A 25072-nucleotide genomic window follows, 5' to 3' on the forward strand; every position below is an offset into this window, starting at 1 on the left:
CTCAGAACGAGTTCGTCGCGACGAAGTAAAACTGACCGCCGGGGATCGCGAGATCGCTCAGGCCATAGGCGTACCCGAAGCGCAGCTGCGAGGAGAGGACGTACCCGAGGCTCAAGCTCAGCCACAGCTCGCCGCCGACCGAGGCGTGCAGCTGGGGCGAGAGCAGGCTCTTCCGCGTGAAGAGGGCGAGGTCGTCCATCTCGAAGCGGTTGAATGCGCCTCCGTGGTCGAGGAAGAGGCTCGCGTCGATGCGGCGCAGGTAGATCGGCAGCGTCACGAGGCCGCGGTCGGGTTGCAGGACGGGCACGCGGTACTCGAACGTCTGCGAGAAATAGGAGCGCCCGAACATCGCGCCCGGCGCGTAGCCACGGAGCGTGAACGAGCTATTCGTGACCCCGGTGAGCAATGTGTCGACGAGGGTGAGGTTCTCGAGATCGTACCCGCCCACGCCATAGCTGGCGCCCCGGGGGAAGTTGCCGCCAGACACCGCACCGGCGACGCGAAACGCGAGGGTGTGATCGCCTGACCAGGGCATGGCGACGTAGGCGGTGAGGCCCGTCGAGAAAGCGTAGGTCGTGTAGCTGCTGCCCGTCTCCGGGCCGGCGTAATCGAGCCCAGCGCTCAGCGACACCCCGCGCGGCGCCCCGGCGGCGTCGAGCGAGCCCTCGGCGTTCGAGAATGCGTAGCCGAGGTGCGCGAGGTTCAGCGTGCCCCGCGGCGGGAGGATGGTCCGGGGCGCGTACGGGTCGAGCTTGTCGCCGATGGGGAGCTGCCCCTTGAACGCCGCGCTGCCGAACGACGCGCTCAGGGTATGCCGCGAGAACTCGCCGCGGATCGGATAGCTGATGCCCGAGGAGACCCCGATCGTTCGCTCGTCGTAGACGACGTTGCGGCCGTTGAGGCGGTAGCCGCCGCGCGGCGAGATGTTGTGGTACGCGCGGACGCCGAGGTCGACAGGCAGCCGGCCGTAGTTGTACCCGAGCAGGACGTTCGGGGCCGGCGCGTCCGGCTGCACGGTGAGCTCGCCGAAGATCGTGTGGCGACCGACGATGTCGGTGCCGGTCACGGTCACGGTGAGCGCGTTCGAGCCATAGCTCCCGGGCGCGTAGTCGAGCGTGATCGCGCGCGGCGCGAGCGTGGGAAGCGGGTTGTAAGGGACGCGCTCGAGCCGCGCCGCCGAAGGCTCGGTGGCGGGATCGGGGCGATCGCCCGGGGGCGGCGGCGCCGGGAGGAAGCGCGCCGGATCGAGCGGCATGGCGAAGAGGTCGTGGCCCCGAGAGGTATATCCGACATAAACAAGCGTCTTGCCATCGGGGCTGATCGCCGGGTGCAAGGCCCCGAGTCTCACGTTCGTGACCTGGCGCAAGACGCCGGACGAGACGCCGTAGGCGTAGACGTTGTGGATGCCGGTCCGATCGGAGGTGAAATAGAGCGTCTCGCCGTCGGGCGACCAGACGGGGTTCATGTCGGTCGCGCGATCGCGGGTCACCTGTCGGAAGCCGCCGGTGGCGACGTCCACCACGCGGATGTCGCGGTAGCCGCCGGCGGTCCAGACGCTGTACGCGAGGCGCTTGCCGTCGGGCGAGAACGACGGGGAGTAGGCCTGCTCGAAGCGGGCGCTCGGGACGAGATCGCGCCGGTCGGACAGGGCGCCATCCCTGGAGAGCCGCGCGATCTCCAGGTAGCGGGTGCCCTTGCTGTTGAGGGAGAAGGCGACGAGATCTCCGGTCGGGCTCACGTCCGGGGCCGCGGATCGGAGGCCGTGCGTCAACCGGCGCCGCCAGGGCTCGTCGCCGTCGGGCGCCGCCTTGCCGCGCGGGAGCAAGACCAGATCGTTTCGGTAGTAGTGGTTGCGCCACGGCAGGAGCGCCGTGAAGGCCAGGTCACCTGCCGGCGTGAACGCCGGTCGCGAGGGCGCGTTGGTGCGCGCGACCAGCGCTTCGTGGCGCTCGCTCCCGGGCGCGGGCGCGGCGAGGGAGACGCGGTAGATACCGGGGCGCTCCCCGCCGTCGTCGCGGAAGTAGACGATCTCGTCTGCAGCGGTCCGGCGCGCGGCGGGCGGAACGAACCGCGGGTAGAGCACGTTGCGCCCGTGGTAGGTGAGCCGCGCGCCCTCGCGGAGCCCGCGCGCCTCGACGGCCGCCATCTGCTCTCGGTAGAGCCGGCGGAGGTGGTCCTTCCAGCCGTCGTACAGCTCGACGTAGGTCCTGCCGGTCACGCGGCGGATCGCGCGGTTGATCCCCCACGGGAGGAGCGACGCCCCGTAGTCGGCGGAGACGGCGCGCATCGTGTTGGGCCCGTAGACGTCGATGATCCAGCCCAGGAACCTCGATCCGTAGAGATACCAGAGGTTGCCCTGCGGCCAGCGAACCGCGGAGCTCGAGATCTGATCGAGCCCCGCGATGTTGTCCTCGAGCACGTCGGCGCGCAGGTACATGTCGAACATGCTCGAGCGCATCCGGCCGCCACTCGAGTGGTGGCTCTCGCTCACCACGGCGAGCCCCTCGATGATCCACCGCGGCTGCACCTGGTTCGGCGAGAACGTCTTGCCCACGATCGCGTTCAGGATCGCCGGGATCCCCGAGGTGTTATCGATGTGCGCGATGTGCGTGAACTCGTGCGTGAGGAGATCGAGGTACCAGTCGTCGTAGTCGCCGAGCGTCGACAGGTCGTCCGGACCGGATGCGAGGAGGTGGATCGAGTTGTAGGGGAGCGTGCCGGCCGACCCGTTCGCTATCTCGGAGTCGTCGGTGATCACGATCTCCGTGCGGCCCTTCGGGGCGTAGCCGAGCGCATCCTCGACGCGCCCGTAGATCGTCTCGGCGAGCGAGGCGATGCGCGCCGCGATGGGCTCGAGGCCCTGCGGATAGTGCACGCGGAAGTGGGCGGTCTCGAACGTCCAGAAGGCGAGATCGGGGTCGCCCGTCGCCCAGGCCGGCCGCGGGGCGAGGAGCAGCAGCGCCGCGAGGGCGACGGCAGAGAGGACGGACGCTGCGCGGTGGAGCGGCCGGCTCGCTCGCGAGCCGGCGCGCGCGGGAGAAGAGTTCACCACGATCGAGGCGGCGTTGCGACCTCAGAGGTCGTCGTAGAAGAGCGGCTCCCTGTTGCGCGTGAACCGGGACACGAGCTGCCGGCCCTCCGCCGAGATCTGCGTGATCCGGGCGCCGAAGCCTGGCTCGGCCGAGTCCCTCGAGCCGCCTGCCTCGCGCGTCCACCGGACCGCGGCCTGCGCGGTGAACTCGTAGTTGCCCGGCAGGCGGACACGCAGGGTCACGACGGAGCCCGTCGGCGGGATCTTGTAGGTCGCGACGAAGATGCCCCCGTGCTCGATGACGTCGTTGCCAGCCAGCCCCTTGTAAAAATTCGACGGCGTCAGAGCGCCGAGCTCGACATCGACGACCGCCGCGTGGGTGCGGTGGTCGACGGGCTGCGGCATGGCCTGGGGCGGCGGAGCGCCGCGTGGGTCCGCGGCCGGGTGCGACGCGGCGGGGTGAGCGGGCGTTGCGGGCGCCGGCGCACGCCGCGGCTGCTGCGGCGAGGGTAGCGTGTGCTGGAGGGGCGCAGACACGGCCACCGCGGGCACAGGTGCGAACGGCGCCGGCGCGGCCACCGCTGCAGGCGCTGGCGCGAACGGCGCGGGCGCGGCCACCGCTACAGGCGCAACCGGCGCGGGCGCGGCCACCGCTACAGGCGCTGGCGCTACCGGCGCCGGCGCGGCCACCGCTACAGGCGCTGGCGCTACCGGCGCTGGCACGGCCGCCGCCACGGGCGCACGCACCTGCGCGGAGGCGCCAGCGGCCTGCGCCCTGCTCAGCGCGTTGACCTTGCTCAGCGAGGAGGCGACGTGCTCCATCAGCACGTCCACCACCGGATCGGCCGCGGTGATCCTCTGCAGACGGTTCAGGACGTCGCGCACATGGCCGAGCGCGATCTCGCTGCCGTCGAGGGCCTGACCCCCGGAGCGCTCGATGCGGTGCATGATGCCCATCGCCTGCGCTATCGGCTCGGCGAGCGCCTCGATCTCAGACGACACCCCCCCGTTCGACTGGAGCGCATTGAGCGCCGCGGCGAGCAGTTCGCGGGCGCTTTTCGCAAGCTGCGCGGGTTCCGACATGAATCCTCCGAAGGGCGCATCCTACGCGGTCGCGCGCGCATAGGTTCAGGATTCGATGGCCGCGAGCCGGCCAGGCGGCCCCGCCGGCGACGCGGCCGGCCGCCAGGCGCCCCTGCTAGCGGTCACCCGCGCGACGCCCCCGACGCCACGAGGGCCGCGAGCTCATCCACCGACGCCGGCTCTCCGTCGATCTCCCCCTCCAGCAGCGCGACGGCCGTGTCGCCGGTCCGCACCAAGACCACCCCGCCCTCGACCAACGCCTCGCCGGGCGCAAGCGCTTCGGGGAAGCTCGCCGCCGGCGCGGCCCGGAGGACGATGACGCAGGCGCCCTCGATCTCGGTCCACGCTCCCGGAGCCGGCGCGAGGGCGCGGACGTGCCGGAGGACGCGCTCCGTCGGCCAGGACCAGCAGATGGCGCACGCCTCGTCGTCCGGCGCAGGTGCCTCCGTCGCGAGGGCAGGATCCTGAGCGACGCCCGCCACCTCCTCGCCGCGGGCGAACCGGTCGACCGTGCGCCGCAGGACCCGGAGGCTCGGCCGGTCGAGCGCCCGGGCTAGCTGCCACGCGGTCCACCCCGGATCGATGGGGAGCCTCTCCTGTTCCAGGATCTCGCCGGTGTCGTACTCGGCCTCGATCCGGTGCGCCGTGACGCCGCTCTCGGCGTCCCCCGAGGCGATCGCCCAGTACGTGGGGTCCGGCCCGCGATGACGGGGGAGCAGCGAGGGGTGCACGCCGATCCCGCCGAGCCGCGCCGCCCTCACGAACGACATCGGCAGGCGCGTGGTCCAGAACCAGCTCACCAGGAGATCGGGCGCGAGCGCCTCGACGCGCGACGCGAGCTCCGGGCGCTCGACGTCGGGACGCAGCAGGAGGCGCGAGCCGAAGAGCCGGCGGGCCCGGCGGAGCCCCACCGCGTCGGCGCGGCTGATCGCGGCGAGGGCGATGTCGTGACCGTCGCCGTGGAGCAGCAACGCCGCCAGCGGGAGGCCAAAAAAGGCGACCCGCAGGGGGCGCTCGCCCGAGCGTCGGCCGAAAAGTTTTCCGTGTGCGAGCAGGCTGATAGGTGAAGGCTCCGATGGCGGCGCCCCCTCTGCAAGGCTCATTTCGTCCGGCGCTCCGGCCCGGCCACCGCTACGACGCGTCCGCCGCGCGCCGGCCGATCCTCGTCTTCGAGGACGTCTACAAGTCGTACCGCGCCGATCAGCCGGTGCTGCGCGGGATGTCGCTCTCGATCGAGCGCGGCGAGTTCGTGTTCATCACGGGCCCGAGCGGCTCGGGCAAGAGCACGCTCCTCCGCCTCGTGCACCGCACCGAGCGCGTCGACGATGGCCGGATCCTCTTCCTCGGCCGGGACATCGCGCGCCTGACCGACGCGTCGATCCCCGCGCTCCGGCGCAACATCGGCTTCGTCTTCCAGGATTTCAAGCTGGTCCCGAGCTGGACCGTGTTCGACAACGTGGCCATCACGCTGGAGGTGCTCGGCCTCCCGTCGCGCCTGCTCCGGACCCGGGTCGGCGAGGCGCTCGAGCGCGTCGGCCTGGCGGGGCGCGGCGGCGATCGGGCGCAGGTGCTGAGCGGCGGCGAGCAGCAGCGCGTCTCGATCGCGCGGGCGATCGTCGGGGAGCCGACGCTGATCCTCGCGGACGAGCCGACGGGCAACCTCGATCCGCAGCTCGCGATCGATCTGCTCGGGCTTTTCGAGGACATCCACGAGACCGGCACGACCGTCCTGTTCGCCACGCACGATCGGACGCTGCTCGACGTGCGCCCCCGGCGCGTGGTCGTGCTCGACGACGGGAAGGCGACCGACGTACCGCACGGCCTCGGATCCGGCGGCGAGCTCGCGGATGGCGACGAGGACGAGATGGATAGCGGCGTGCGCGGCGCGGCGTAGCGCCGAGGGCTCCGCCTCACGAGACGGATAGAGGGAACCGGATGCAGACCAGCGAGCGTGACGATCGGCGGAGATGGCTTCGCACCTGGAGGGCAGGGAGGAGCGATTGGCGGCTGCAGGCGCTGTCGATCTTCTCGCTCGCGGTCGCGTTCGTCTGCCTCGCGTCGGCCCTCCTCGTGGTCACGAACCTCGTGGCGGTGCGCGATCGCTGGTCGCGCGCCGGCCGCGCCACGGTCTACCTGCGCGACAGCGCGACCGATGCGCAGACCGCGGAGCTCACCCGCGCGCTCGAGGGCACCGAGGGCGTCAAGAAGGTGCGGCTCGTGACGAGCGCCGAGGCGCGCCGCGAGGTGGTGCACGACGACGGCGACAAGGCGCTCGCCGCGCTCCCGCCGAGCGCGTTCCCCGCGTCGCTCGAGGTTGGCTTCACCGAGGAGGTCTCCGACGAGGCGCTCGCCTCGATGACGGTGAAGCTGCGCGCCCTGCCGGCCGTGGACACGGTGGAGACGTACCAGCGCTGGACGGAGCGGCTGTCGTCCCTCCTCAGCGGCGGCGTCGCCGCGAGCGCGTGCCTCGCCGCGATCGTCCTCTGCGCCGTCGTGAGCGTCATCGGCTCGACGATGCGCCTGCTCTTGCATCGCCGGAAGATCGAGGTCGAGGTGCTGAAGCTGGTCGGCGCGACCGACGGCTTCGTGCGCCGGCCGTTCATCGTCGAGGGCGCCACGCAGGGCGCCGCCGGCGCGGCCGGCGCGCTGCTCATGCTGGGCGCCCTGTTCATGATGGTGCGCGGCCGCTTCGATCACGAGCTCGCCAACCTGCTCGGCGTCTCGCCGTCGTTCCTGCCGTGGGAGGTCGCGTTCGGGATGGTCACCCTCGGGGCCGCGCTCGGCGCCACGACCGCGCTGCTCACGCTGCGCAAGATGGTGGCCGTGTGAGGCGCCGCGCCCGGCTCGCGCCGCTCGCGCTGGCGCTCCTCACCGGCGCCGCGACGAGCGGCGCCGAGGTGCCGGCGCCGGGCGCCCCGGCGCCCACGTCCGCCAGGGCGCCGGCTCCGGCGGCGCGCCCGGGCTCCGCGCTGGCCGAGAACGATCTCGATCGCCTGCTCGCGAAGCTCGACGCCGAGGAGAAGGCGCTGCGCGCGGAGCTCGACGCGATCGGCCCCGCGCTGGAGCTCACCCGCCGCCGGATGATCGCGCGCGGGCGCGCGTACTACCGCCACGTGCGCGCCGGCTTCCTCCCGGTGGGCGGCGGGTTCGACGCGCTGGTCGACCACGCCGCTCGCGTGGAGCGCACCCGGCTCGCCCTCGAGCGCGACCTCGCCCACGAGGCGGAGCTGACCCGGCGCAGCGCCGAGCTCGCGGACCGGCTCACGCACCTCGGCGCGGAGCGCGCGCCCCTCGAGGTGCACCGCGAGGCGATGAACCGCGCCCGGGTCGCGCTGGCCCAGGAGGAGGAGCGCCGCGCCGCGTTCTCGCGCGCGTTCGAGACGAGCGTGCGCCCCGACTACCTCGCGATCTACGGCGCGGACACCGGGCCCGCCGAGCTCGATCGCCGCGCCGGCTTCCGCTCGCTCATGGGGCGGCTCCCCTTCCCGATCGCCGGCCGCGCGGAGGTGCGCAAGGTGTCGCGCCGCGGCGCCGGCGGCCCCGGCGTCGAGCTCACCGCGCTGGACGGCGCGCCGGTCCGCAGCGTGGCCGCGGGGCGGGTGGCCTTCGCCGACACGTACGCGGACTACGGGCTCACCGTGATCGTCGATCACGGCGAGCGGCTCTACTCGGTGTACGCGAACCTCGGCGCCGCGGACGTGCGCGCCGGCGATCAGCTCCCGGGCGGGGCGCGGGTGGGCACGGTCGCGAGCGGACCGAACGGCGCGAAGCTCTACTTCGAGCTGAGGCGCGGCGCCGAGGTGATCGACCCGGGTCCCTGGTTCGGGATGTAGCGGCGCGAGCCCGCCGCGAGGCGCGCCCGCGCGACGCGCGAAGTGTGCTAAGGCGGCCCCGTGAATCGCCCTGACGGCCGCGCCCTCGATGTCCACCGCCCCGTGGAGATGATCCTCGGGTTCCACCGCAACGCAGAGGGCTCCGTCCTCTACCGCGCCGGGAGGACGGTCGTGCTCTGCACGGCCTCGGTCGAGCCCACCGTGCCCGCCTGGATGATGGGGAAGGGCGCGGGCTGGCTCACGGCCGAGTACCAGATGCACCCGCGATCGAGCCCGGCCCGCAGGGAGCCGCGCGACGGGCGGGGCAAGGCCCCGAGCGGGCGCACGCAGGAGATCCAGCGGCTCATCGGCCGCGCGCTCCGGGCGGCGATCGATCTCAAGCAGCTCGGCGAGCAGACGATCGCGATCGACTGCGACGTCCTCGAGGCGGACGGGGGCACGCGGACCGCGTCCATCACCGCCGGCTTCGTGGCGCTCGCGCTGGCGCTCGACCGGATGCGCGCGGCCGGATCGCTCGAGGCGCCGGTGCTCCGCGATCAGGTGGCGGCGATCAGCGTGGGCCACCTCCCGGGCGGGCTCGCGCTCGACCTCGTCTACACCGAGGACAGCTCGGCGCGCGTCGACATGAACGTCGTGGCGACGGCGGTCGGCTCGATCGTCGAGGTCCAGGCGACGGCCGAGGACGAGGCCATCCCCCGGGCGGAGCTCGATCGCATGACCGACCTCGCGCTCGCGGGCGTGGCGTCGCTCGCGAGCGCGCAGCACCGGGCGCTGTCGAGCGCCGGCGTCGACCTCTCCGCGCTCTTCCAGACGGATCGCTGGAGGGTCGCGTGAGCCTAGAGCCGCTGCGCCTGCTCGCCGCGACCTCGAACCGAGGAAAGCTGGTGGAGCTGCGCTCGTTGCTCTCCGACCTCCCGATCGAGGTGCTCTCGCTGGCGGATGTGCTGCCGGGCGCGCCGCCGGTGGTCGAGGACGGCGCGACGTTCCTGGACAACGCGCTCCTCAAGGTGCGCGCCGGGGCGCTCCGATCGGCGATGGTGACGCTCGCCGAGGACTCGGGGCTCGAGGTGGACGCGCTCGACGGACGACCGGGCGTCCGGTCCGCCCGCTTCGCGAGGGAGGGCGCGACCGACGCGGAGAACAACGAGGCCCTGCTCGCGGCGCTCGCGGACGTCGCGGACGACCGGCGCCGAGCGCGCTTCCGCTGCGTGATGGTGCTGCTCGATCCGCGGTCCGAGGCGCAGCCCATCGTGACCGAAGGGCGCTGCGAGGGGTGGATCGGCAGGCAGCCCAGGGGCGCGGGCGGCTTCGGATATGATCCGCTGTTCGTCGTGGAGGGCTACGGACGGACGATGGCCGAGCTCGGTGAGGCCGAGAAGAACCTCGTGAGCCACCGCGGCAAGGCCGCGCGGGAGATGCGTTCCTCGCTCGAGGCGCTGGTCGCGCGACGGTAAGCGACGGTAGGACGACAGGCGCGGCGACGCCGGACGGCGGTTGACCCCGTCCGGGACCGCTTGTAATCGCGACCGGAGGCACCCACGTACTGCCCGGTGATCGGATCCCCTGATGAAGCAGGACTGGAAGGCCGTCGGAAGCTACGGGACCGTCGGTCTCGAGGTGGTGCTGTGCATCCTGGTCGGCCTGTTCATCGGCCGCTGGCTCGACGGGAAGCTCGGGACCGATCCGTACCTCTCGGTGCTCTGGTTCTTCTTCGGGCTCGGCGCCGCCGGCAAGGCGGTCTACCGGGCGTGGAAGGACATGCAGGCCGTGGCCGAGCGCGAGGAGCGCGAGCAGGGGAACCCTGCGCCGAGGTTCGACGACCGGAAGGCGCGGCAGGACGAGCGCGCGCCGGACGACGACCGCCGGACAGGCTCGAGCGACGAGGTCCGCGATCCCGGCGGGCTGCAGGACGCGAAGGGGAACGATGAGCGCTGAGCGAAGGCCGGGGGCGCCCGGCAGCGACCCGCCGAACGAGGAGCCCGACGCGGAGGAGCGGCCCGGCGTCGGGGACGCCACCATGCGGTCTGTGCTCCGCTGGGTCGCCGGCACGGCCGCGGTCCTGTCCGTGGCCGCGCTGCTCGCGTACGGCGCGCGCGCGGCGCTCGGCGTGTGCATCGGCGGCGCCATCGCGACGGTGAACCTGTACGTCTTCGCGCGCATCGTCGACGCGTTCCTCTCGCGCCGGGGCCACACGGTGTCGTGGACGCTGATCGCGATGATCAAGCTGCTCGGCCTGATGGGCGGCGTGTGGCTCCTCCTGAAGAGCGACCTGGTCTCGGGCATCGCCTTGATGGTCGGTTACGCCTCGCTCGTCGTCGGCATCACCCTGGGGACGCTGTTCGGACCGAAGCCCCCGGCGGACGGAAGCCCGCCGGGCGCTCACGGCTGAGCTCCTGCCGGAACCGGCCTCCGGGAGCGACCCGCGCGGCGTGAGGAGACTTGGCGCGCTCCAGGGTGCCCACCGTAAACGAGTTGTGGTAGAGGCGAGGCCCCTCGCTCGAGGGCGAACTCCCACAAGGCGCGCCAGCGCTCGCGGCCGTGCCGGCACAGCCGCGCGGCTGCCGGCGCGGCGCATCGACGACGAAAGCCATGCCTGAGCACACAGGGTTCCTCACGTACCTCCTGGCGCAGCTCCCCGGACTCCGGGAGAACGCTCGCAACATCGGCAAGACGTTCATCGGTCACCACACCGTGGACTACCGCGGGACCGAGCCGATCTTCATGAGCCTTCTGATCATGGTGCTGTTCGTGCTCCTCGCCAGCGAGGTCCGCGGCCAGTACCGGCGCCTGAACGAGTCCGTGATCCCGGAGGACAAGCTCACGCTGCGCACGTTCTTCGAGGCGTTCTTCGGCTACTTCTACGGGATGGCCCGGGACGTGATGGGGCCCGCGAACGCGAAGCGGTACTTCCCGCTCATCGGGGGCTCGGCCGCGTTCATCTTCTTCTCGAACGCGTCGGCGCTCATCCCGGGAGTGAACCCGCCGACCTCGAACCTGAACGTCACGATCGGGTGCGCGGTCGTGGTGTTCGTCCTGTTCAATTACTACGGGCTGAAGGAGAACGGCTGGAGCTACCTCGCTCACCTCGCCGGGCCGAAGTGGTACCTGGCGCCGCTCATCTTCCCCATCGAGGTCATCTCCACCTGCGTCCGCCCGGTCACGCTCTCGATCCGGCTCATGCTCAACATCGGCGTCGATCACCTCGTGGCGAGCATCTTCCTCGGGCTCGTCGCGCTGTTCGTCCCGGTGCCCCTGATGTTCCTGGCGATCATCGTCATCGTCGTGCAGACGCTGGTGTTCTGCCTGCTGAGCTGCATCTACATCGGGCTCGCGACCGAGAAGGCAGACCACCACTGACCGCTTCGCCTGACCGCCTGGTCAGCCGCCCACCGGCGCCGCGGAGAATGGCGCTGGAGGTGAAGAGAAGGCTAGCCAGCCCTCGAAAATCGGATTAGAGGGGCCCCGCTGTCGATGGGTTGCCCCACAACGGTGGTGGATCGCGGAAGCGCGGCCCCTGCCGAGCAGTAGCAGAGGTCCCTGGAGCGATCCCCGGATCTCGATGGGGGACCGCCCCGCGGCCCCCGACCCAAGCAGATGTTTCGCATGCAGCCCCGCGGGCTGTGTGGCTTGAAAGGAGCAGATTCGGATGTCGCTGAAGAGCAAGCTGTCGCTGTCCGCCGTTGTCGGCACTGCGCTGGTACTGGTTCCCGCTATGGCGCTGGCGCAGGATGGCGCGGCGTCGAACAAGTACGACGCGAACTCGTGGCTCGCCGTCGCTGCCGGATTCGCGATCGGCATCGCTGCCCTCGGCGGCACCATGGGCCAGGGGCGCGCGGCAGCCGCCGCCCTGGAGGGCATCTCCCGGAACCCGGGCGCCGCTGCCCGGATCCAGACCCCGATGATCCTCGGCCTGGCGCTCATCGAGTCGCTCGTGCTCCTCTCCTGGGTCATCGCGTTCTTCCTCCAGGGCAAGATCGCCCCCTGAGCCAGCGCTCGCCGCGCCTACCGGGCCCGGCTCCGCTGCTCCTTCCCGCCCCCTCCCCTCACGGCTACCCCGACGGGCCTCGCGCCTGCCGCTACCTCACGCGCACGACGGTGCCCGGCTCGTGCGCCGTGGGGAGGACGGCCGTCCAGCCGGCGGGGAGCCGGGGCGACGTCCACCAGAACAGCCGCTGCGCATCGAGCGGAGCCAGGTTCACGCAGCCGTGGCTCCGCACTTGGCCGAACGAGCGATGCCAGAACGCGCCGTGCAGCCCGATGCCCTTCGAGAAGTACTGGACGTAGGGGACGTCCTCCATCCGGTAGTACCGCTCGGCGGCCTCGTCCTCGAGGTTGTCCATGTCCGAGGTGAGCAGCTTGGCCCAGATCCGGAAGGTGCCGGCGGGCGTGGCGCGCTGCGACCCGGGCGCGCCCTTGCCGGTCGAGACGAGCGTCGCGAACACGGGGCGAGGCCCCTCGTAGGCCACCAGCGTCTGCGTCGAGCGATCGACGTCGATCCAGCGCTCACCCGCCTCGACGTCGACCTCGGGCGGCGGCGCCACCGACGGGCGCCGGAGATCGCGGGTCGAGATCCACGCCGCGACGTCGCCCTCCGCGATGCGCGCGAGCTTCCCCGAGGCGCCCTGCGCCTCCTCCAGGTAAGGGACCACCTCGAACCGCACCTTGCTCTCCTCGGTCCGCGTGAAGCCCGCCCCCGTCCGCGTGTAGAGCGGAGCCCGCTCCGACACGACCCACGCGGCCGCGATCTGCGCGGCGCCCGGCGCGACGTCCACCCCGTGGAACGCGAACGCGCGCACTGGACCGAGATCTCGCATCGGCAACCAGAAGCCGCTGTTCGTGCGGCCGTACCGGGCGCCTCCCACGATCCGCTCCTCGACGATCGCCACCGCGAAGCCGGGCTCGAGCTGCGCGTCCGGCGCGTCGATGTCGGCCGCCTCGGCGCGCCGATAGCCGAAGGTCCCGTCGGGGCCGACGAAGTAGTAGCGGTACGGGAGCCCATCGGGCATCTCGCGCCACGTCCGCACCAGCGGGCTGATCGGACCCGCGGCGGACAGCTCGACGGCGTCGTCACAGACCCAGGCCGCGGCGCCCACCTCGAGCCAGCGCCCGAGGCATCCGCCGGCGCGCCTGGCCGCAAAGAGGGGCAGCTGCACGTTGCGATCGACGGAGCCGCGCCGGCGCGCGCCCTCGCCGGGGGCGTCGAACAGCGGCTGGTCGCGCTTGAGCACGCGCGCGCTCCTGACCCACGCCGGCAGCGGGGCGTCGCCCGCGGGGACCCACGGCGGCAGCTGCGACGCGAGGACCGCTCCGCTCCAGATCGCCGCGCCGAGGGCCATCGCCGCGGCGCCGCCGCGACGCGCTCGTCGCAGCGCCCCGCGGCGCCGTTCCTGCGAGCCGGCCTCGGCGCCTCCACGCTTCGTCATCCTGCGGCGGGATCCTAAGCGTTCGCCTGCGCTCCAGCCAAACTCCCGCCTGCGCGCCCGCGGTCGGCGGGTTCAGCGGTAGGAGAAGCGCACTTCGTGATCGCAGATCCGGAAGAGATCGCCCTCGACGATGGCCTTCCGGGCGATGCGCTGGCCGTTGTACTCGACGCCGTTCGTCGAGCCCATGTCGACCATGTAGTACTGGCCGTTCAGGAACTCGACCATGGCGTGCTGGCGCGACACGTTCGGGTCCTTGATCGTCAGGTCGCTCGACTGCTTGCCGCGCCCGATGATGAACCGATCCTTGTTCACAACGAACCGCTGCCCCGCGTAGAACGCGGCGAGCGTCGGGCCGACGGGGACCTGATTCGGCATCCCCATGGCCATCGGCGGCGGACCCGGCACGCTGCTGGAGGCCTGCGGCGCAGCGACGTACGGCGGCGGCGACAGCGGGGGCGCGAGGGGCGGCGCCACCGGCGGCCCCATCGGCGAGGCGTAACCGGCGGCGTTGCTCAGCGGCGGCGGCGGCGGACCCGAGCGGCTCGCCGCGGCGCCCGGGAGGCTCTGGCGCCCGCCGGGGTTCGTGACCTGCGACGGGAGCGGCGGCGGCGCGCCGAGGCGCGTCACGCTGGTCGGCGGAGGCGGCGGGCCGCCGACGACGCGACCCGGAACGGGCGGCGGCACGGGCAGGCTGGGCCGCTTGCCGCCCGCGTTGCTGCTGCCGGGGGGTGGCGGGGGCGGCGGCGGCGCGCCCGGACGCACCTGCCCTGGAGGCGGAGGAGGCGGCGTGATCGCCGGGATCGGCGTCGGCCCTGGCCCGACGGACGCCACGCCGTACTGTGGCGACGGCGCGCCGTACGCAGGCGCCGAGGCGCCGTAGGGCATCCCGGCTGCCGGCTGCTGCTGCAAGCCTCCCAGGGGCGGCGCCGAGCCGGACGTCGCCAGCCCGGGCGGCTGGGGCGTCGCGAGGGGAGGTGGCGCGCTGGCCTGATGAGCGTGCGGGACCGCCATGTGCCCGGAGGGGGGCACCCCGTCACCCCTGGCGGGCGGCGGGAACGGCGTGCGCGGGCTGTAGCTTCGCTGCCGAGCGTACTGCTTCATCGACTCGTTGATGAGGTAGTCGATGGAGCACTCGAGCTCGCGCGCCATCTGCTCGAACGTCTCCCAAAGGACATCGCGACACTGGAACGTCCGTGCGCTTTTCTTGTTCGGATCCGCGCTCATCTCTACCCAACGATAATGGAGGATGAATTGCGCTGGGAAGCCTCCTCCCGGCCTCTTCCCTGCAAGCAGCTGACGGCTCTGGGCCGCGCGTGACGCGCGCGGCGGACGAAGAAGCGCGTCACTTCTTCTCGCCCTTCTCGAGCTCCGGCTTCCTGTCCTGCATGGCCGGCTCGACGCAGTACTGAACGAACTCGCCGACGGTCTTCACGTCCCTGAGCTCGCGCTCGGTCGATCCCTCTTTCTGCACCTCGCACGCCCACTTGCAGTCCGGGTCGGCCTCGCACACCGGCACGCGCGTGGTGTCGCCCTCGAGCGGCTTGACCGCCGGGAGATCGGCCGCCGTGCCGAACGTGAAGTAGTAGGCGATCGCGCTCGTCCGCACCGCAGCCGGACCCGCGGTGAAGTGCTTCTTCAGCGCCTCGACGGGCGAGCCCTCCTTCAGGTCGCCGAGCGCGGCGCCGTACGTGAGCGCCTCCGGCATGGCGAACCCCTTGCTGTCCTTGCCGTCGGGGAGCCTGCTCATGAACTCGTCGATGTGCTTCACCGTCGACATCTTCAGGATGGTCGCGGCGGCGGCGCGGCGGATCTTCCACTTGTCGGTCTTGAAGAGGCCGTAGAGCTTCTCGACGACGAGCTCGCGCGGCATCTCGCCGACGCGGCGGAAGGCCTGGTCGAGCACCGCGTCGGGCGCGTCCGCGGTCGCGATCTCGAGGATGCGCTGGATGTCGCTCGGGTTGTTGCGATCGAGCCGGCCTTCGAGCGCGGCGAGGGCGGCCTGGCGTCGCTTCTCGGGCTGCTCCTTGTTCGCCGCGAACCCGAGGAGGAAGTCCACCGACGGCCGGCCGCCGAGCTTCTTCATCGACCCGAAGACCCGGAACAGCTCCTCCTCCTGGTACTGCGCGAGCTGCGCCTCGAACTGCTTCTCGGTCGGCGCGAGCTTCGACGCGGCGTTCGCCGCCTGGAGCTCGGGCTTCTTGACGGCGGTCCACTCGCCGGAGGTGACGAACCTGGCGATGGCGACCAGGTTCGCCGAGGCGGCCTCCTTCGTCGGCGGGTCGCCGTACTCGGCCACGAGCGACGCCAGCTGGTCGAGCCGCTTCGCCTCGCGGGTCATCAGCTTCGGCAGGCCGGCCACCGCGGCGGGGCCGATGAAGCGCAGGAGCTGCTCCATCCCGTAGGCCTGCGAGCGGTCCTCGAGCCGGTGCTCGAAGTCCGCCATCGCCCAGTCGATGAGGGCGGCCTTGAGCCCCTCCTTCAGCCCCTCGTCCGCGATGATCACGGTCCGATCCGACGTGAGCATCGCGTACGCCGCGTCCTTGTAAGGGAACGACGTGTCCTGCGGGAGCGGCTGCCCTGGCTGCGCGACGGGCGGCGGCTTCCTCAGCTCGGCGATGATCGACGGCACGAGCGCCGCCACGATGGATTGCCGGGCCTCCGGCGCCATGGTCGCGAGGGTCTCGACCATGATGCCGATGCCCACGCGCCGGCCCTGCCGCGGCTTCATGCGGATGAGCGAGGTGGCCGCCTCGACGCGGAGCGAGCTGTCGTACTTATCGTGAAACAGCACCGCCCTGAGCTTGTCCGGGCCGTGCGCCGTGGTCTCCCACCGGTGGATGTCGTTCTCGTTGACGCGGCACCCGCTCGTCGCGAGCCCTGCGCCCGCGGTCGCGAGGCACAGCAAAAGAAGGCCCGCAGCGCCGACGCGCCGCCCTGCTCGTTCGACAGTTTCCATGCACGTCCCAGGAGGGTCGGGATGGTACCGCCCGCAGCGCTCTGTTTGAAAGAATTTCAAGGCCGGGATAGAGAGGAGCCTTTTCAAAGTCTGCGCGAAATCTGGCCAGAACTCCAGCGCGCCGGCGGCCGGCGATCCCCCGCCCTCCCGGCTGCCTCCCCTCGCCCAGGCTGCCCGGAAGCAGCTGCGTTTCGCCCTGCCCGGCGAGCTCAGGCGCGCGCACATGGCAGCGTTCACGCCGCCTCGCCCCTTCTTTGTCCGTCCCGCCTCATTCCGGTCTCTTCCACTTCTTGCAGCCCTCCCATACTTCTTGCCCCCGGAGCGCAGTGCGCATATGTGAGCAAAGTAGGTACAGGTAGGTATGCACGTCCCCTTGTTCGCTCCTCGCCGCGCCCAGCCCGCCGCCGGCCTTGGCGAGCCCTTGCGGTCCGGGGCGCGCGGCGCCGCGCGGACCAGCCCAGCAGGGATCGCGGGTCCTGCTGCGCCGCCGGGCCATGGCTACACCCGGGATGCGGCGGCGCTGGTTCTGCTGGTCTCCGCCCTGTACAGCGCGCTGGCGCTCGCCTCCTTTCGCGGGGATCCGATGCGGCCGGAGGTCTCCGGCGACGACTGGGTGGGGCCCGTGGGCGCTGCGCTCGCGGGGACGTCGATCGAGGCGATCGGCGTCATCGCGTGGTTCGTCCCGCTCGAGCTCGCGCTGCTGGCGATGCCGCTCCTGGGGGCGAAGCGCTCGATCGCCAGCCTGTTCCGGCTGAGCGGCGACATCGTGGTGGTCATCGTGCTCGCGGCGCTCGCGCATGTTGCGTTCCCGCGCGCTGTCGCGTTCGGCGCGATGCCGCTCGGCGGGGCCGTGGGCGAGCTGTTCGGGGAGGTGCTGCGCGCGCTCTTCTCGAACATCGGGTCCTACATCATCGGGCTCACCGTCGTCGCGCTCATCCTGATGGGCCGCGCGACGTTCTCGTTCATCGAGCTCGCGCACCGGGCCGAGCAGCTCGCGATCGCCATCGCCGTGCGCGTCGCCGGCTGGGCGCGCGCGCTCTTCGGGGCGTGGGCCGCGGCGCGCGACCTGGAGCGGCAGACCGAGGCCAAGACGCAGAGCGCGCCGCCGATCATCGCGCGCAACTCGAGCCCGGACGCGATCATCGCCGCGCTGGCCGACGACACCGACGAGCGGCCCTCCGATCCCGCCGCCAGGGCGACGCCCGTCGAGCCGGCGCCCGTCGCGGCGCCGGCGCTCGATCTCTGGAAGAGCGCGCCGTTCGAGGCGTCCCCCGAGGAGCCGGCCGCCCCGGCGAAGCCGCGGCGCGGGCGGAAGGCGCAGGCGAAGGAGCCGCGCGAAGCGGCGCATCTGAGCGCGGAGCCGCGCGGGGCAGAGCCGCACGACGCCGAGCCGCGCGAGGTGGAGATCCACGGCGGGGAGGCGCACGAGGTGGTGACCCACGGCGCCGAGCCGCACGAGCTGGTGATCCACGGCGGTGAGACGCACGAGGTGGTGACCCGCGGCGCCGAGCCCAGCGAGGCAGCGCAGCGGGACGACGAGCCGCGCGAGGCGGTGTCGCACGGCGCCGAGCCGCGCGGGGCCGTGTCGCACGGCGTCGAGCCGCGCGGCCGGGCGCAGCGCGCCGCCGAGCCGCGCGAGGGAACGCAGCGCCGAGCAACACGGCGTCGCGCCGCGTCTCCCGCGCCGCGCGGCGCCGCCGCCCAGGAGGACAGCGAAGAGCCGTCGTTCGGAGGCGAGGCGCACATCGACGAGGAGCAGGGCGACCTCGACGAGGTGCAGGGCGACTTCGACGAGGTGCAGGGCGACCTCGACGAGGACGAGCCGGAAGCGCTCGCGGCGCTCGACCCGAGCGACGACGAGATGGTGACCGCTCTCGGAGAACCGGACGAGGTCGACGTGCCGACACCGTCGCCCATCCTGCCCGTGCGCCAGCGGCGCGAGCTGCCGGTGCGCGAGCTGCCGGCGCGCGCGCCGGACGCCGCGGCGGTTCATCGCGAGCCGCCCGCGCGCGCGCCGGACGCCGCGGCGGCCCACCGCGAGCTGCCAGTGCGCACGCCGGACGCCGCGGCGGCTCATCGCGAGCTGCCGGTGCGCGCGCCGGACGCCGCGGCGGCTCACCGCGAGCCCTCGCCCGCCATCGGCCCGGAGCGGGCTCGCGGGGTCGCGCCGCGCGACCCGACGATCGTCGATACGAGCCGCGAGCTCGTCAGCGAGAAGCCGGCCGTGGTGAAGGTCGTCCCGGCGGCCGGAGCGGGCTTCCGCCTGCCGCTGACGGACATGCTCGAGGCGGCCGCGGGCGGGCGCCTGCAGCTCGACGCGGATCAGCTGAAGGCGACCGCGCAGCTCCTCGAGAAGACGCTCGCCGACTACGGCGTCAGCGGGAAGGTCGAGGAGATCCACCCGGGGCCGACCGTCACGACGTTCGAGGTCTCTCCCGCCGCCGGCACCAAGGTGTCGAAGGTCGCAGGCCTCGCGGACGACCTCGCGCTCGGCCTCTCGCGCAAGGTCCGCATCGTCGCCCCCATCCCCGGCAAGAACCGGATCGGCTTCGAGATCCCGAACGAGCACCGCCTGCCCGTCAACCTGCGCGAGCTCGTCGAGGATCGCCGCTTCGTCGAGATGAAGGCGCCGCTGCCGTGCGTGCTCGGCCGCGACATCATCGGGACGCCGTACTTCGCCGACCTCGCGTCGATGCCGCACGTCATCGTCGCGGGCGCGACCGGCGCGGGCAAGAGCGTGGGCCTCAACGTGATGCTGGTGAGCCTGCTCTTCCGAAAGACGCCGGAGGAGCTCAGGCTGCTGATGATCGATCCCAAGGTCGTCGAGCTCGCGCCCTTCGACCGCATCCCGCACCTGCTCCTGCCGGTCGTGACGGACATGAAGCAGGCGGCGAACGCGCTCAAGTGGGCCGTCGACGAGATGGAGCGCCGGTACCAGCTCTTCGCGAACGCGGGGACGAAGAACATCACGACCTACAACGCCTGGGTCGAGCGCGTGCAGCGCGGCGAGGCGCGCCCGCCGAAGCCCCCGGCCAAGGTGAGCGCCATCGGCGCCGACGGGCTCGAGGTGGAGATCGACGCGGCGAAGGACGGATCGGACGCGGCGCTGCCGGAGAAGATCCCGTTCATCGTGATCGTGGTCGACGAGTTCGCCGACCTCATGATGCAGCAAGGCAAGGACGTGGAGGCGAGCGTGGCCCGCCTCGCGCAGAAGGCGCGCGCCGCCGGCATGCACGTGATCCTCGCGACGCAGCGGCCGAGCGTCGACGTGATCACCGGCATGATCAAGGCGAACTTCCCGACGCGCATCGCCTTCCGTGTCGCGCAGAAGGTGGATAGCCGGACGATCCTCGACGAGCAGGGCGCGGAGCACCTGCTCGGCCGCGGCGACATGCTGATCAAGATGAACGGCTCGAACGATACGCGCCGCGTCCAGTGCCCGTTCTGCTCCGAGGAGGAGGTCCAGAAGATCACCGACTTCCTCCGGCTCCAGGGCGAGCCCGTCTACGACGAGGCGATCCTCCGGCCCCGAGACGAGGAGGGCGAGGAGCCCGACACGTCCGACGCGGAGGCCGATCCGATGTACGACGCCGCGGTTCGCATCGTGGCCGACACCCGGCGCTGCTCGACCTCGTGGCTGCAGCGCAAGCTCGGCGTCGGCTACAACCGCGCGGCCAAGCTGGTCGAGGCAATGGAGAAGCGCGGGCTCGTCGGGCCCGCGAACGGCGCCAAGGATCGCGAGGTGCTGATCGCGCCGATTTGACCCTGTGTGATTTATCTTGACGCCACTGCACAGAGGGTGTTGGCACGCCGCCGACCCAGGCAAGCGGGACAGACGGGATGTCGAGGAGCACACAGCGTCGAGGTGCCCGCCGACGGGGCTGCGCGCCGGCATGGCGGTTCTTTTGACTTTCCCGTTCGAATGCTTCATGGAGCACCCAGGATGGCGCCCGAGGAAACGCGCACGCGTCTGATCGCCCAGATCGCGAGCCTCCTGAACGACGGGGCGATGCCCGCAGACGCCCGCGCAGCGGGGCTGACGCTCATCGGCTGGCTCGCGAGACGCATGCCCGGAGAGGCCGCATCGCGGGATGGTGTCGAGGAGATGTGCCGCCGCGCGGCGGTCCTGGGCTGCCGGCCGCGGCGCATCGGTGGACGGCGCTCCACCTGACCCGGCGTCATTGCACAGGCCGCGGACGCACCCGCGCGTGCCCCGTGCTCAACCAGAATCCGCCGGGCCCCCTGGCCGGGCGCTTTGCGGACACACGCGGCGCACGCGGCGTTCGCTCCTTATACGTCGGGCCACGTCGAATTCACGTCGGAGCGTCGCCTGGATCCGCGTTCGCGTCGCGAATGTGTGCCAGCACCGGGTCCTAACGGGCAGCTGGCGGGCGACGATGGCGAGGCGAGCGCTAAAAGCGACATCCGTACCGTAATTTGTACGTGCCGTGGCGAGCGCGGCTAAGCTCCTGGGTGGCGCGGCTTTCCGCGCCGCGGGGCTCGCGCGACGCCCGATCCGGGACGTCGGCTCGCTCGGTACCATGGGGTAAACGGCCGCAGTGGGGCCTGTGATAGGTGGTGTTGCTCATGGCGAACCGCGTGGTCGCCCTCCCCGAACCTCACCCGAATGACGATGAAGATGTCGTGTGGGGGATCTCCACGGCAAGCGCGCTGTGGGCGCGCGGCGAGCGGCGCGACGCTATCGTGTGGCTGCGACGCGCGGCCGACGCCGCCGGGGCGGCCGGGCAGCCGTTCCGCGCCTCGGAGCTCGGGCTGTGCGTGACGGCGCTCGAGGAGGTCATGGCCTCGGAGGTCGGGCAGCCGAGCGATCCCGATCTCCTGGAGACCATCGACAGCGAAGGCGACGCGCCGCCCCCGTCCTCTGACGAGGCGCCGCCGTCGGACGAGCAGACCTGGCGCCGCCGCATGTCGCTCACCCAGGAGCTGCGCGCCTCGATGCCCTCGATCGAGATCGACATGTTCGAACCGCTCTCGCAGCCGGAGCTGGCGGCCGAATCAGAGCGACTGACGGGATCGTCCCGGCTGTCGCCGCCGCTCAGCCCGGGCGCAGAGGGCGGGCAGGGCGCCGGAGCACGACCGATCGCGCCGTTCTCCCCCGCGCCGCCCGGCGATGCGCAAGGCAGCACGTCGCCCCCCACGCCGCCGATGGCGCAGCCGCCGACGCAGCAGCCTCCCGACGGTGCCTTCCCGCAGGCTGCGCCGCCCGTTCAGCCGCAGCCGCCGCCCTTCGCGCCGGCGGCTCCGCCTGGCGTGTCGCGCTCGCAGCCGCCGCCCTTCGCGCCGGCGGCTCCGCCTGGCGTGTCGCGCTCGCAGCCGCCGCCCTTCGCGCCGGCGGCTCCGCCTGGCGTGTCGCGCTCGCAGCCGCCCCCCGCCGCGTACCCGCAGCGGCTCGACCCACCGCACGCGCAACCGCTGGCGCCGTCGGCCGCGCCCTCCGCACCGCCAACGGCTGCGCCCAACGTCCAGGCCGGCGCGATGTACCGGAGTCAGCCACCGCCGGCGCCTCCGCTGCCTGCCCCCATGGCGAACGCCATTCCGCCGCTGCCTCCCGCGCCAGGGGTTCCGTCGTTCCGGCAGCAGCTCACCACGGACCCGCTTCTGGTGACAGCGCAGGCGAAGACACCGAGCGCGCGACCGCCCGCCCCGATACCACCGCCGGCCGTACCGCGGGGAGGATCGCGGCGGCCGTCATCGATCCCCCCTCGCCCTGCCTCCGTGCCCACGCCGCATGAGCTGCAGTCGGCCCTACCTCCATCGCCGGAGCGCGGCCGGTCCGACCCCGCGATGACCCCCCTGCAGCCCCCGCGCCCCGCCGGGACACGCTCCATGAGCGAGCCACCGCCGGCGGCGCCGCGGCCTCCGTCGGCGCTTCCGGCGGTACCTCTACCTGCTCCACCGCTGCGGAGCCCCATCGCGGAGCCGCAGCCGCCGGCGACAAGAGGCGCCGCGCCCACGTCGCGCCCGCCGTCGTTCCGACCTCCGCCAGCGCCGCATCCGGCGTCCCTCGGACTTCCGCCAGCGCCGCCCCCGCCGTCGTTCGGGCCTCCACCCGCGTCGCACCCGCCGTCGTTCGGACCTCCGCCAGCGCCGCCTCCACCGTCGTTCGGGCCTCCACCCGCGCCGCCTCCGCCCACGTTCGGGCCTCCACCCGCGTCGCACCCGCCGCCTTTTGCGCCCCCACGCCCGCAGCCGGCGCCAGCACCGCATCCGCCGTCTTTTCAACCTCCGCGCCCGCAACCTCCGCCTCCGCCCGCCGGGCCGACCTCCGCTGCACCGTCAGCTGGCGTGCTTGTATACCCGCAGGTGCTGCCCCCGCCGGTGTCGCCGCCATCTTTCGCGCCGCCGCAGCCGCCGATCAGCACGCCGCCACACCCGCAGGCTCTGCCTCCCCCGACGCCGCCGCCGCCCACGCTGGCCTCCGCGCTTCCGCCGCCCGGCGCGCTTCCGCCGCCCGGCGCGCTTCCGCCGCCGGCCGCACCTCCGGCACCAGCCACGCGTCCACCGGCACTCTCGGCCACCGCCACGCCGCCGCCGCCCCTCGCGCCGCCGCTGGCCTCGTCGATGCCGGTCGCACCTCCCGATGCGCCCCCGGGGGCCGCCGCGCCACCGCAATCCCCCCCCGTGCCGCCGCTCGCCGCGCCGCCGCCATCGCCTGCTGCGCCACCGCTGTCCGTCTCGGCATCCGCCACGCCATCACCCACCGGCCCGCCGCCCGCCGCGCCATCGCCGGCGTCCGTCCCGCCGCCCGCGCAGCCCGCCGCGCCATCGTTGCCGGTATCCGCCGCACCGCTGGCCGCAGCGGCTTCGCTCCAGACATCGGCGTCGCACCAGGCCTCGAGCCCTCCAGCCCCCGCTGAAGAGCACGCGCCGAGCGACGACATCGGCGAGATCGTCGTCGAGGCTGAGGCCCCGACGCCCACCCCGGCCCGCACAGGCACGGCCGCGCCCGCACAGGGAGCGATCAGCTCCAAACGAAGGCCGCGCGAGCCGATCCTCGACCCCTGGTCCGAGGACGCGGAGCCAGCCGCGCCGCCGCGGCCTCCCCAGGAGATCATCACGTCGAACGGCGACACATACCTCGTGGCCCGCAGGCATCCCTCGACGCCACAGCCGGGCGACGAAGAAGAAGACGAGGTCATCACCTCGGCCGCGCCGCTCGATCTGACGCTCAAGCGGAAGCCGATCTCCGCGCGACCTCCCGCGCCCCCGACGCCTGCGGCGACGCGCACCCGCCCGGCGACGCCCACCGGAAACGAACCCCCAGGACGCCTCGGGGCCTCGGCCGACAGCATCCTCGCGAAGGGCACCGCGAATTCCGCGGGCGACAGCGCAAAGATCGAGCCCCCTGCGAGCGCAGACGCGTCGCCCGCGGAGTCGACGATCGAGGGGACGGTCGTCATCGAGCTCTCCGACAGCGACCTCGAAGCGCCGATGTCGAGCCGGCTCGCCACCCCTCCGCCTTCGCCACAGGCAGCGGAGCAGGACGACGACCTGCAGACGAGGGCCACCCCGTCCCGCGGCGAGCCCGCGCCCCTCGGCGCCGAGGTCCAGGCGTCGCGCCCGCGCGCGCTCGAGGAAGCCTCGGGCGAGCCCGCGCCGGAGCCCGTGGAAGAGCTGCTCGACGACGCGGACCTCGCGCTCGTCGAAGAGCCCCCGGCCCAGGCGGCCGGCGCCGCGCCGCGGCCGGCGGCCGCCGCCGACGCCCGCGCGCCGGGCTCGGTCGAGGCCCTCCCCGATCTCGCCGCGGCGCCGCGCGTGGATGTGCCCGCGCTCGAGGGGCGGCGGCCGGCCGCAGGCGAGAGCGCCGACCTCGCCGCGATGGCGCTCGACGCGCCGCCCAGCGCGCCACCGGAGACGGAGGCGCTCGCGGCCCTCAACCTCGCACCGGAGATCGCGCCGGATCTGCCGCGGCCCGGCGCGGCCAGCGCCGCGCCAGCCGCCGACGCCGCGGCCCTCACCGGCCGCGATCTGGAGCAGATCGAGGCGTTCGCGGACCTGCCCGAGGAGATGCACGACGAGCTCGCGCTCGCAGCGCGCGTGGAAGACCTCTCGTGCGACGAGGAGCTCGCCGTCGACGGGGCCGCGCTGGTCCTGCGCGGGGACGCCGCCGTGTGCGCGAACATCGTCGATATCCCCGCCGAGCGCGCCGCGACGAGGACGCTCGTGCCGTCCCGAGGGACGCTCGAGGAAGGCATCCCCCTGCGCGTCGTCGCCGGCGCGGACGGCGCGCGGGTGGCGATCTGGGGGCAGGCGACCATCGATCACGCGCTCCGCAGCTGCCCCTGGGTGCTCGACGAGCTGCGCACCGTCGCAGACCGGATCCAGTCGCTCGCAGGCGCCACGATGGGGCCGCTGGGCGAGCTCGAAGATGCGCTGCTGCGTCGCGTCCTCGGCCGGCTCCGGCTGCGCGGCCTGGCGCCCGGCGAGCACTTCATCCACGCGGGCAACCCCATCCCCGGGCTCGTGATCATCGGCGCCGGCGCGCTGGAGCTGGTCGAGGAGCGATCGCAGGCGATCGCAAGCACCGCGAGGCCCGGCGAGCTCCTGTTCGCCTCGGAGCTGCTCGGAGGCCAGCCGGCGCCGTCGATCGCTCGCGCCGCCGGGGGTGGCGCGCTCGTGCTCCTCGCCGACCACCCCACGCTGCGCGAGCTGTTCGAGAGCACGCCCGAGCTGCTCTCCATCCTGGCGCAGTCGGTCTCGATGAACGCTCAGCGCGGCTGAGGCG

General features: G+C 72.9%; 20 protein-coding genes. 12 read left to right on the forward strand and 8 right to left on the reverse strand.

Going from position 1 to position 25072, the window contains the following annotated elements; genetic code table 11:
• Position 1 precedes the first annotated feature (1 nt).
• From WME95_RS43545 to WME95_RS43555, 3 genes are all read right to left on the reverse strand, one after another.
• A complete protein-coding gene (locus tag WME95_RS43545; protein WP_437905113.1) occupies positions 2-3052 on the reverse strand; it encodes a BamA/TamA family outer membrane protein in 3051 nt (1016 codons plus the stop codon).
• A gap of 21 nt (positions 3053-3073) precedes the next feature.
• Positions 3074-4033 carry a hypothetical protein gene (locus WME95_RS43550; protein ID WP_437905114.1) on the reverse strand — a complete coding sequence of 320 codons (960 nt, stop codon included), beginning with the start codon at positions 4031-4033 and terminating at the stop codon, positions 3074-3076.
• Positions 4034-4236: 203 nt separating this feature from the next.
• The gene (locus tag WME95_RS43555; RefSeq protein ID WP_437905115.1) at positions 4237-5085 is read right to left on the reverse strand and encodes a methionyl-tRNA formyltransferase; all 849 of its coding nucleotides are present in this window, start codon (positions 5083-5085) and stop codon (positions 4237-4239) included.
• 104 nt (positions 5086-5189) lie between these two features.
• On the opposite strand from WME95_RS43555, the gene WME95_RS43560 reads away from it, so the two are divergent.
• The 9 genes from WME95_RS43560 to WME95_RS43600 all read left to right on the forward strand — a co-directional run bounded on the left by WME95_RS43560 (position 5190) and on the right by WME95_RS43600 (position 11932).
• Entirely contained in the window at positions 5190-6008 is an 819-nt protein-coding gene (locus WME95_RS43560; RefSeq protein WP_012240581.1) for a cell division ATP-binding protein FtsE, read from the forward strand.
• A gap of 41 nt (positions 6009-6049) precedes the next feature.
• Complete coding sequence (locus tag WME95_RS43565) at positions 6050-6943, forward strand: cell division protein FtsX (RefSeq protein ID WP_437546564.1); 894 nt, start codon at positions 6050-6052, stop codon at positions 6941-6943.
• A complete protein-coding gene (locus tag WME95_RS43570; protein ID WP_437546566.1) occupies positions 6940-7947 on the forward strand; it encodes a murein hydrolase activator EnvC family protein in 1008 nt (335 codons plus the stop codon). The genes WME95_RS43565 and WME95_RS43570 overlap by 4 nt, the downstream gene beginning before the upstream one ends.
• A gap of 60 nt (positions 7948-8007) precedes the next feature.
• The gene (gene rph / locus WME95_RS43575; protein WP_437527822.1) at positions 8008-8781 is read left to right on the forward strand and encodes a ribonuclease PH; all 774 of its coding nucleotides are present in this window, start codon (positions 8008-8010) and stop codon (positions 8779-8781) included.
• A complete protein-coding gene (gene rdgB, locus WME95_RS43580; protein WP_437905116.1) occupies positions 8778-9401 on the forward strand; it encodes an RdgB/HAM1 family non-canonical purine NTP pyrophosphatase in 624 nt (207 codons plus the stop codon). The genes rph and rdgB overlap by 4 nt, the downstream gene beginning before the upstream one ends.
• Positions 9402-9513: 112 nt before the next feature.
• Entirely contained in the window at positions 9514-9882 is a 369-nt protein-coding gene (locus tag WME95_RS43585; protein WP_437546570.1) for an AtpZ/AtpI family protein, read from the forward strand.
• Positions 9872-10336, forward strand: a complete 465-nt coding sequence (locus tag WME95_RS43590) for an ATP synthase subunit I (RefSeq protein ID WP_437546572.1) — start codon at positions 9872-9874, stop codon at positions 10334-10336. The genes WME95_RS43585 and WME95_RS43590 overlap by 11 nt, the downstream gene beginning before the upstream one ends.
• Before the next feature lie 200 nt (positions 10337-10536).
• A complete protein-coding gene (gene atpB / locus WME95_RS43595) occupies positions 10537-11304 on the forward strand; it encodes a F0F1 ATP synthase subunit A (RefSeq protein WP_437546573.1) in 768 nt (255 codons plus the stop codon).
• Between the two features lie 289 nt (positions 11305-11593).
• The gene (locus WME95_RS43600) at positions 11594-11932 is read left to right on the forward strand and encodes an ATP synthase F0 subunit C (RefSeq protein ID WP_012240589.1); all 339 of its coding nucleotides are present in this window, start codon (positions 11594-11596) and stop codon (positions 11930-11932) included.
• A gap of 91 nt (positions 11933-12023) precedes the next feature.
• Here WME95_RS43600 and WME95_RS43605 read toward each other — a convergent pair whose 3' ends face one another.
• The 3 genes from WME95_RS43605 to WME95_RS43615 form a co-directional block, all read right to left on the reverse strand.
• Positions 12024-13370, reverse strand: a complete 1347-nt coding sequence (locus WME95_RS43605) for a L,D-transpeptidase (RefSeq protein ID WP_437905117.1) — start codon at positions 13368-13370, stop codon at positions 12024-12026.
• A gap of 72 nt (positions 13371-13442) precedes the next feature.
• The gene (locus tag WME95_RS43610) at positions 13443-14519 is read right to left on the reverse strand and encodes an FHA domain-containing protein (protein ID WP_437905118.1); all 1077 of its coding nucleotides are present in this window, start codon (positions 14517-14519) and stop codon (positions 13443-13445) included.
• Positions 14520-14712: 193 nt separating this feature from the next.
• Positions 14713-16326, reverse strand: coding sequence for a hypothetical protein (locus tag WME95_RS43615; protein ID WP_437905119.1), 1614 nt, complete (start codon positions 16324-16326; stop codon positions 14713-14715).
• Between the two features lie 361 nt (positions 16327-16687).
• Here WME95_RS43615 and WME95_RS43620 point away from each other — a divergent pair, with 361 nt between their 5' ends.
• The gene (locus tag WME95_RS43620) at positions 16688-20089 is read left to right on the forward strand and encodes a DNA translocase FtsK 4TM domain-containing protein (protein WP_437905120.1); all 3402 of its coding nucleotides are present in this window, start codon (positions 16688-16690) and stop codon (positions 20087-20089) included.
• A gap of 180 nt (positions 20090-20269) precedes the next feature.
• A complete protein-coding gene (locus WME95_RS43625) occupies positions 20270-20497 on the forward strand; it encodes a hypothetical protein (RefSeq protein WP_437905121.1) in 228 nt (75 codons plus the stop codon).
• A 448-nt stretch (positions 20498-20945) separates the two neighbouring features.
• Here the strand turns inward: WME95_RS43625 and WME95_RS43630 are convergent, their stop codons facing one another.
• Together WME95_RS43630 and WME95_RS43635 are read right to left on the reverse strand one after the other, a co-directional pair.
• On the reverse strand, positions 20946-21305 hold the full coding sequence (locus WME95_RS43630) for a hypothetical protein (protein WP_437295800.1): 360 nt from the start codon (positions 21303-21305) through the stop codon (positions 20946-20948).
• Positions 21306-22565: 1260 nt separating this feature from the next.
• Positions 22566-23228, reverse strand: a complete 663-nt coding sequence (locus WME95_RS43635) for a hypothetical protein (protein WP_437905122.1) — start codon at positions 23226-23228, stop codon at positions 22566-22568.
• A gap of 199 nt (positions 23229-23427) precedes the next feature.
• Here WME95_RS43635 and WME95_RS43640 point away from each other — a divergent pair, with 199 nt between their 5' ends.
• Positions 23428-25068: a hypothetical protein gene (locus tag WME95_RS43640; RefSeq protein ID WP_437905123.1), complete on the forward strand. Its 1641-nt coding sequence runs from the start codon at positions 23428-23430 to the stop codon at positions 25066-25068.
• Positions 25069-25072: the final 4 nt, after the last annotated feature.

Origin of the sequence: Sorangium sp. So ce327 (genome assembly GCF_051530205.1) — a bacterium.
Taxonomy (GTDB): Bacteria; Myxococcota_A; Polyangia; order Polyangiales; family Polyangiaceae; genus Sorangium; species Sorangium cellulosum_B.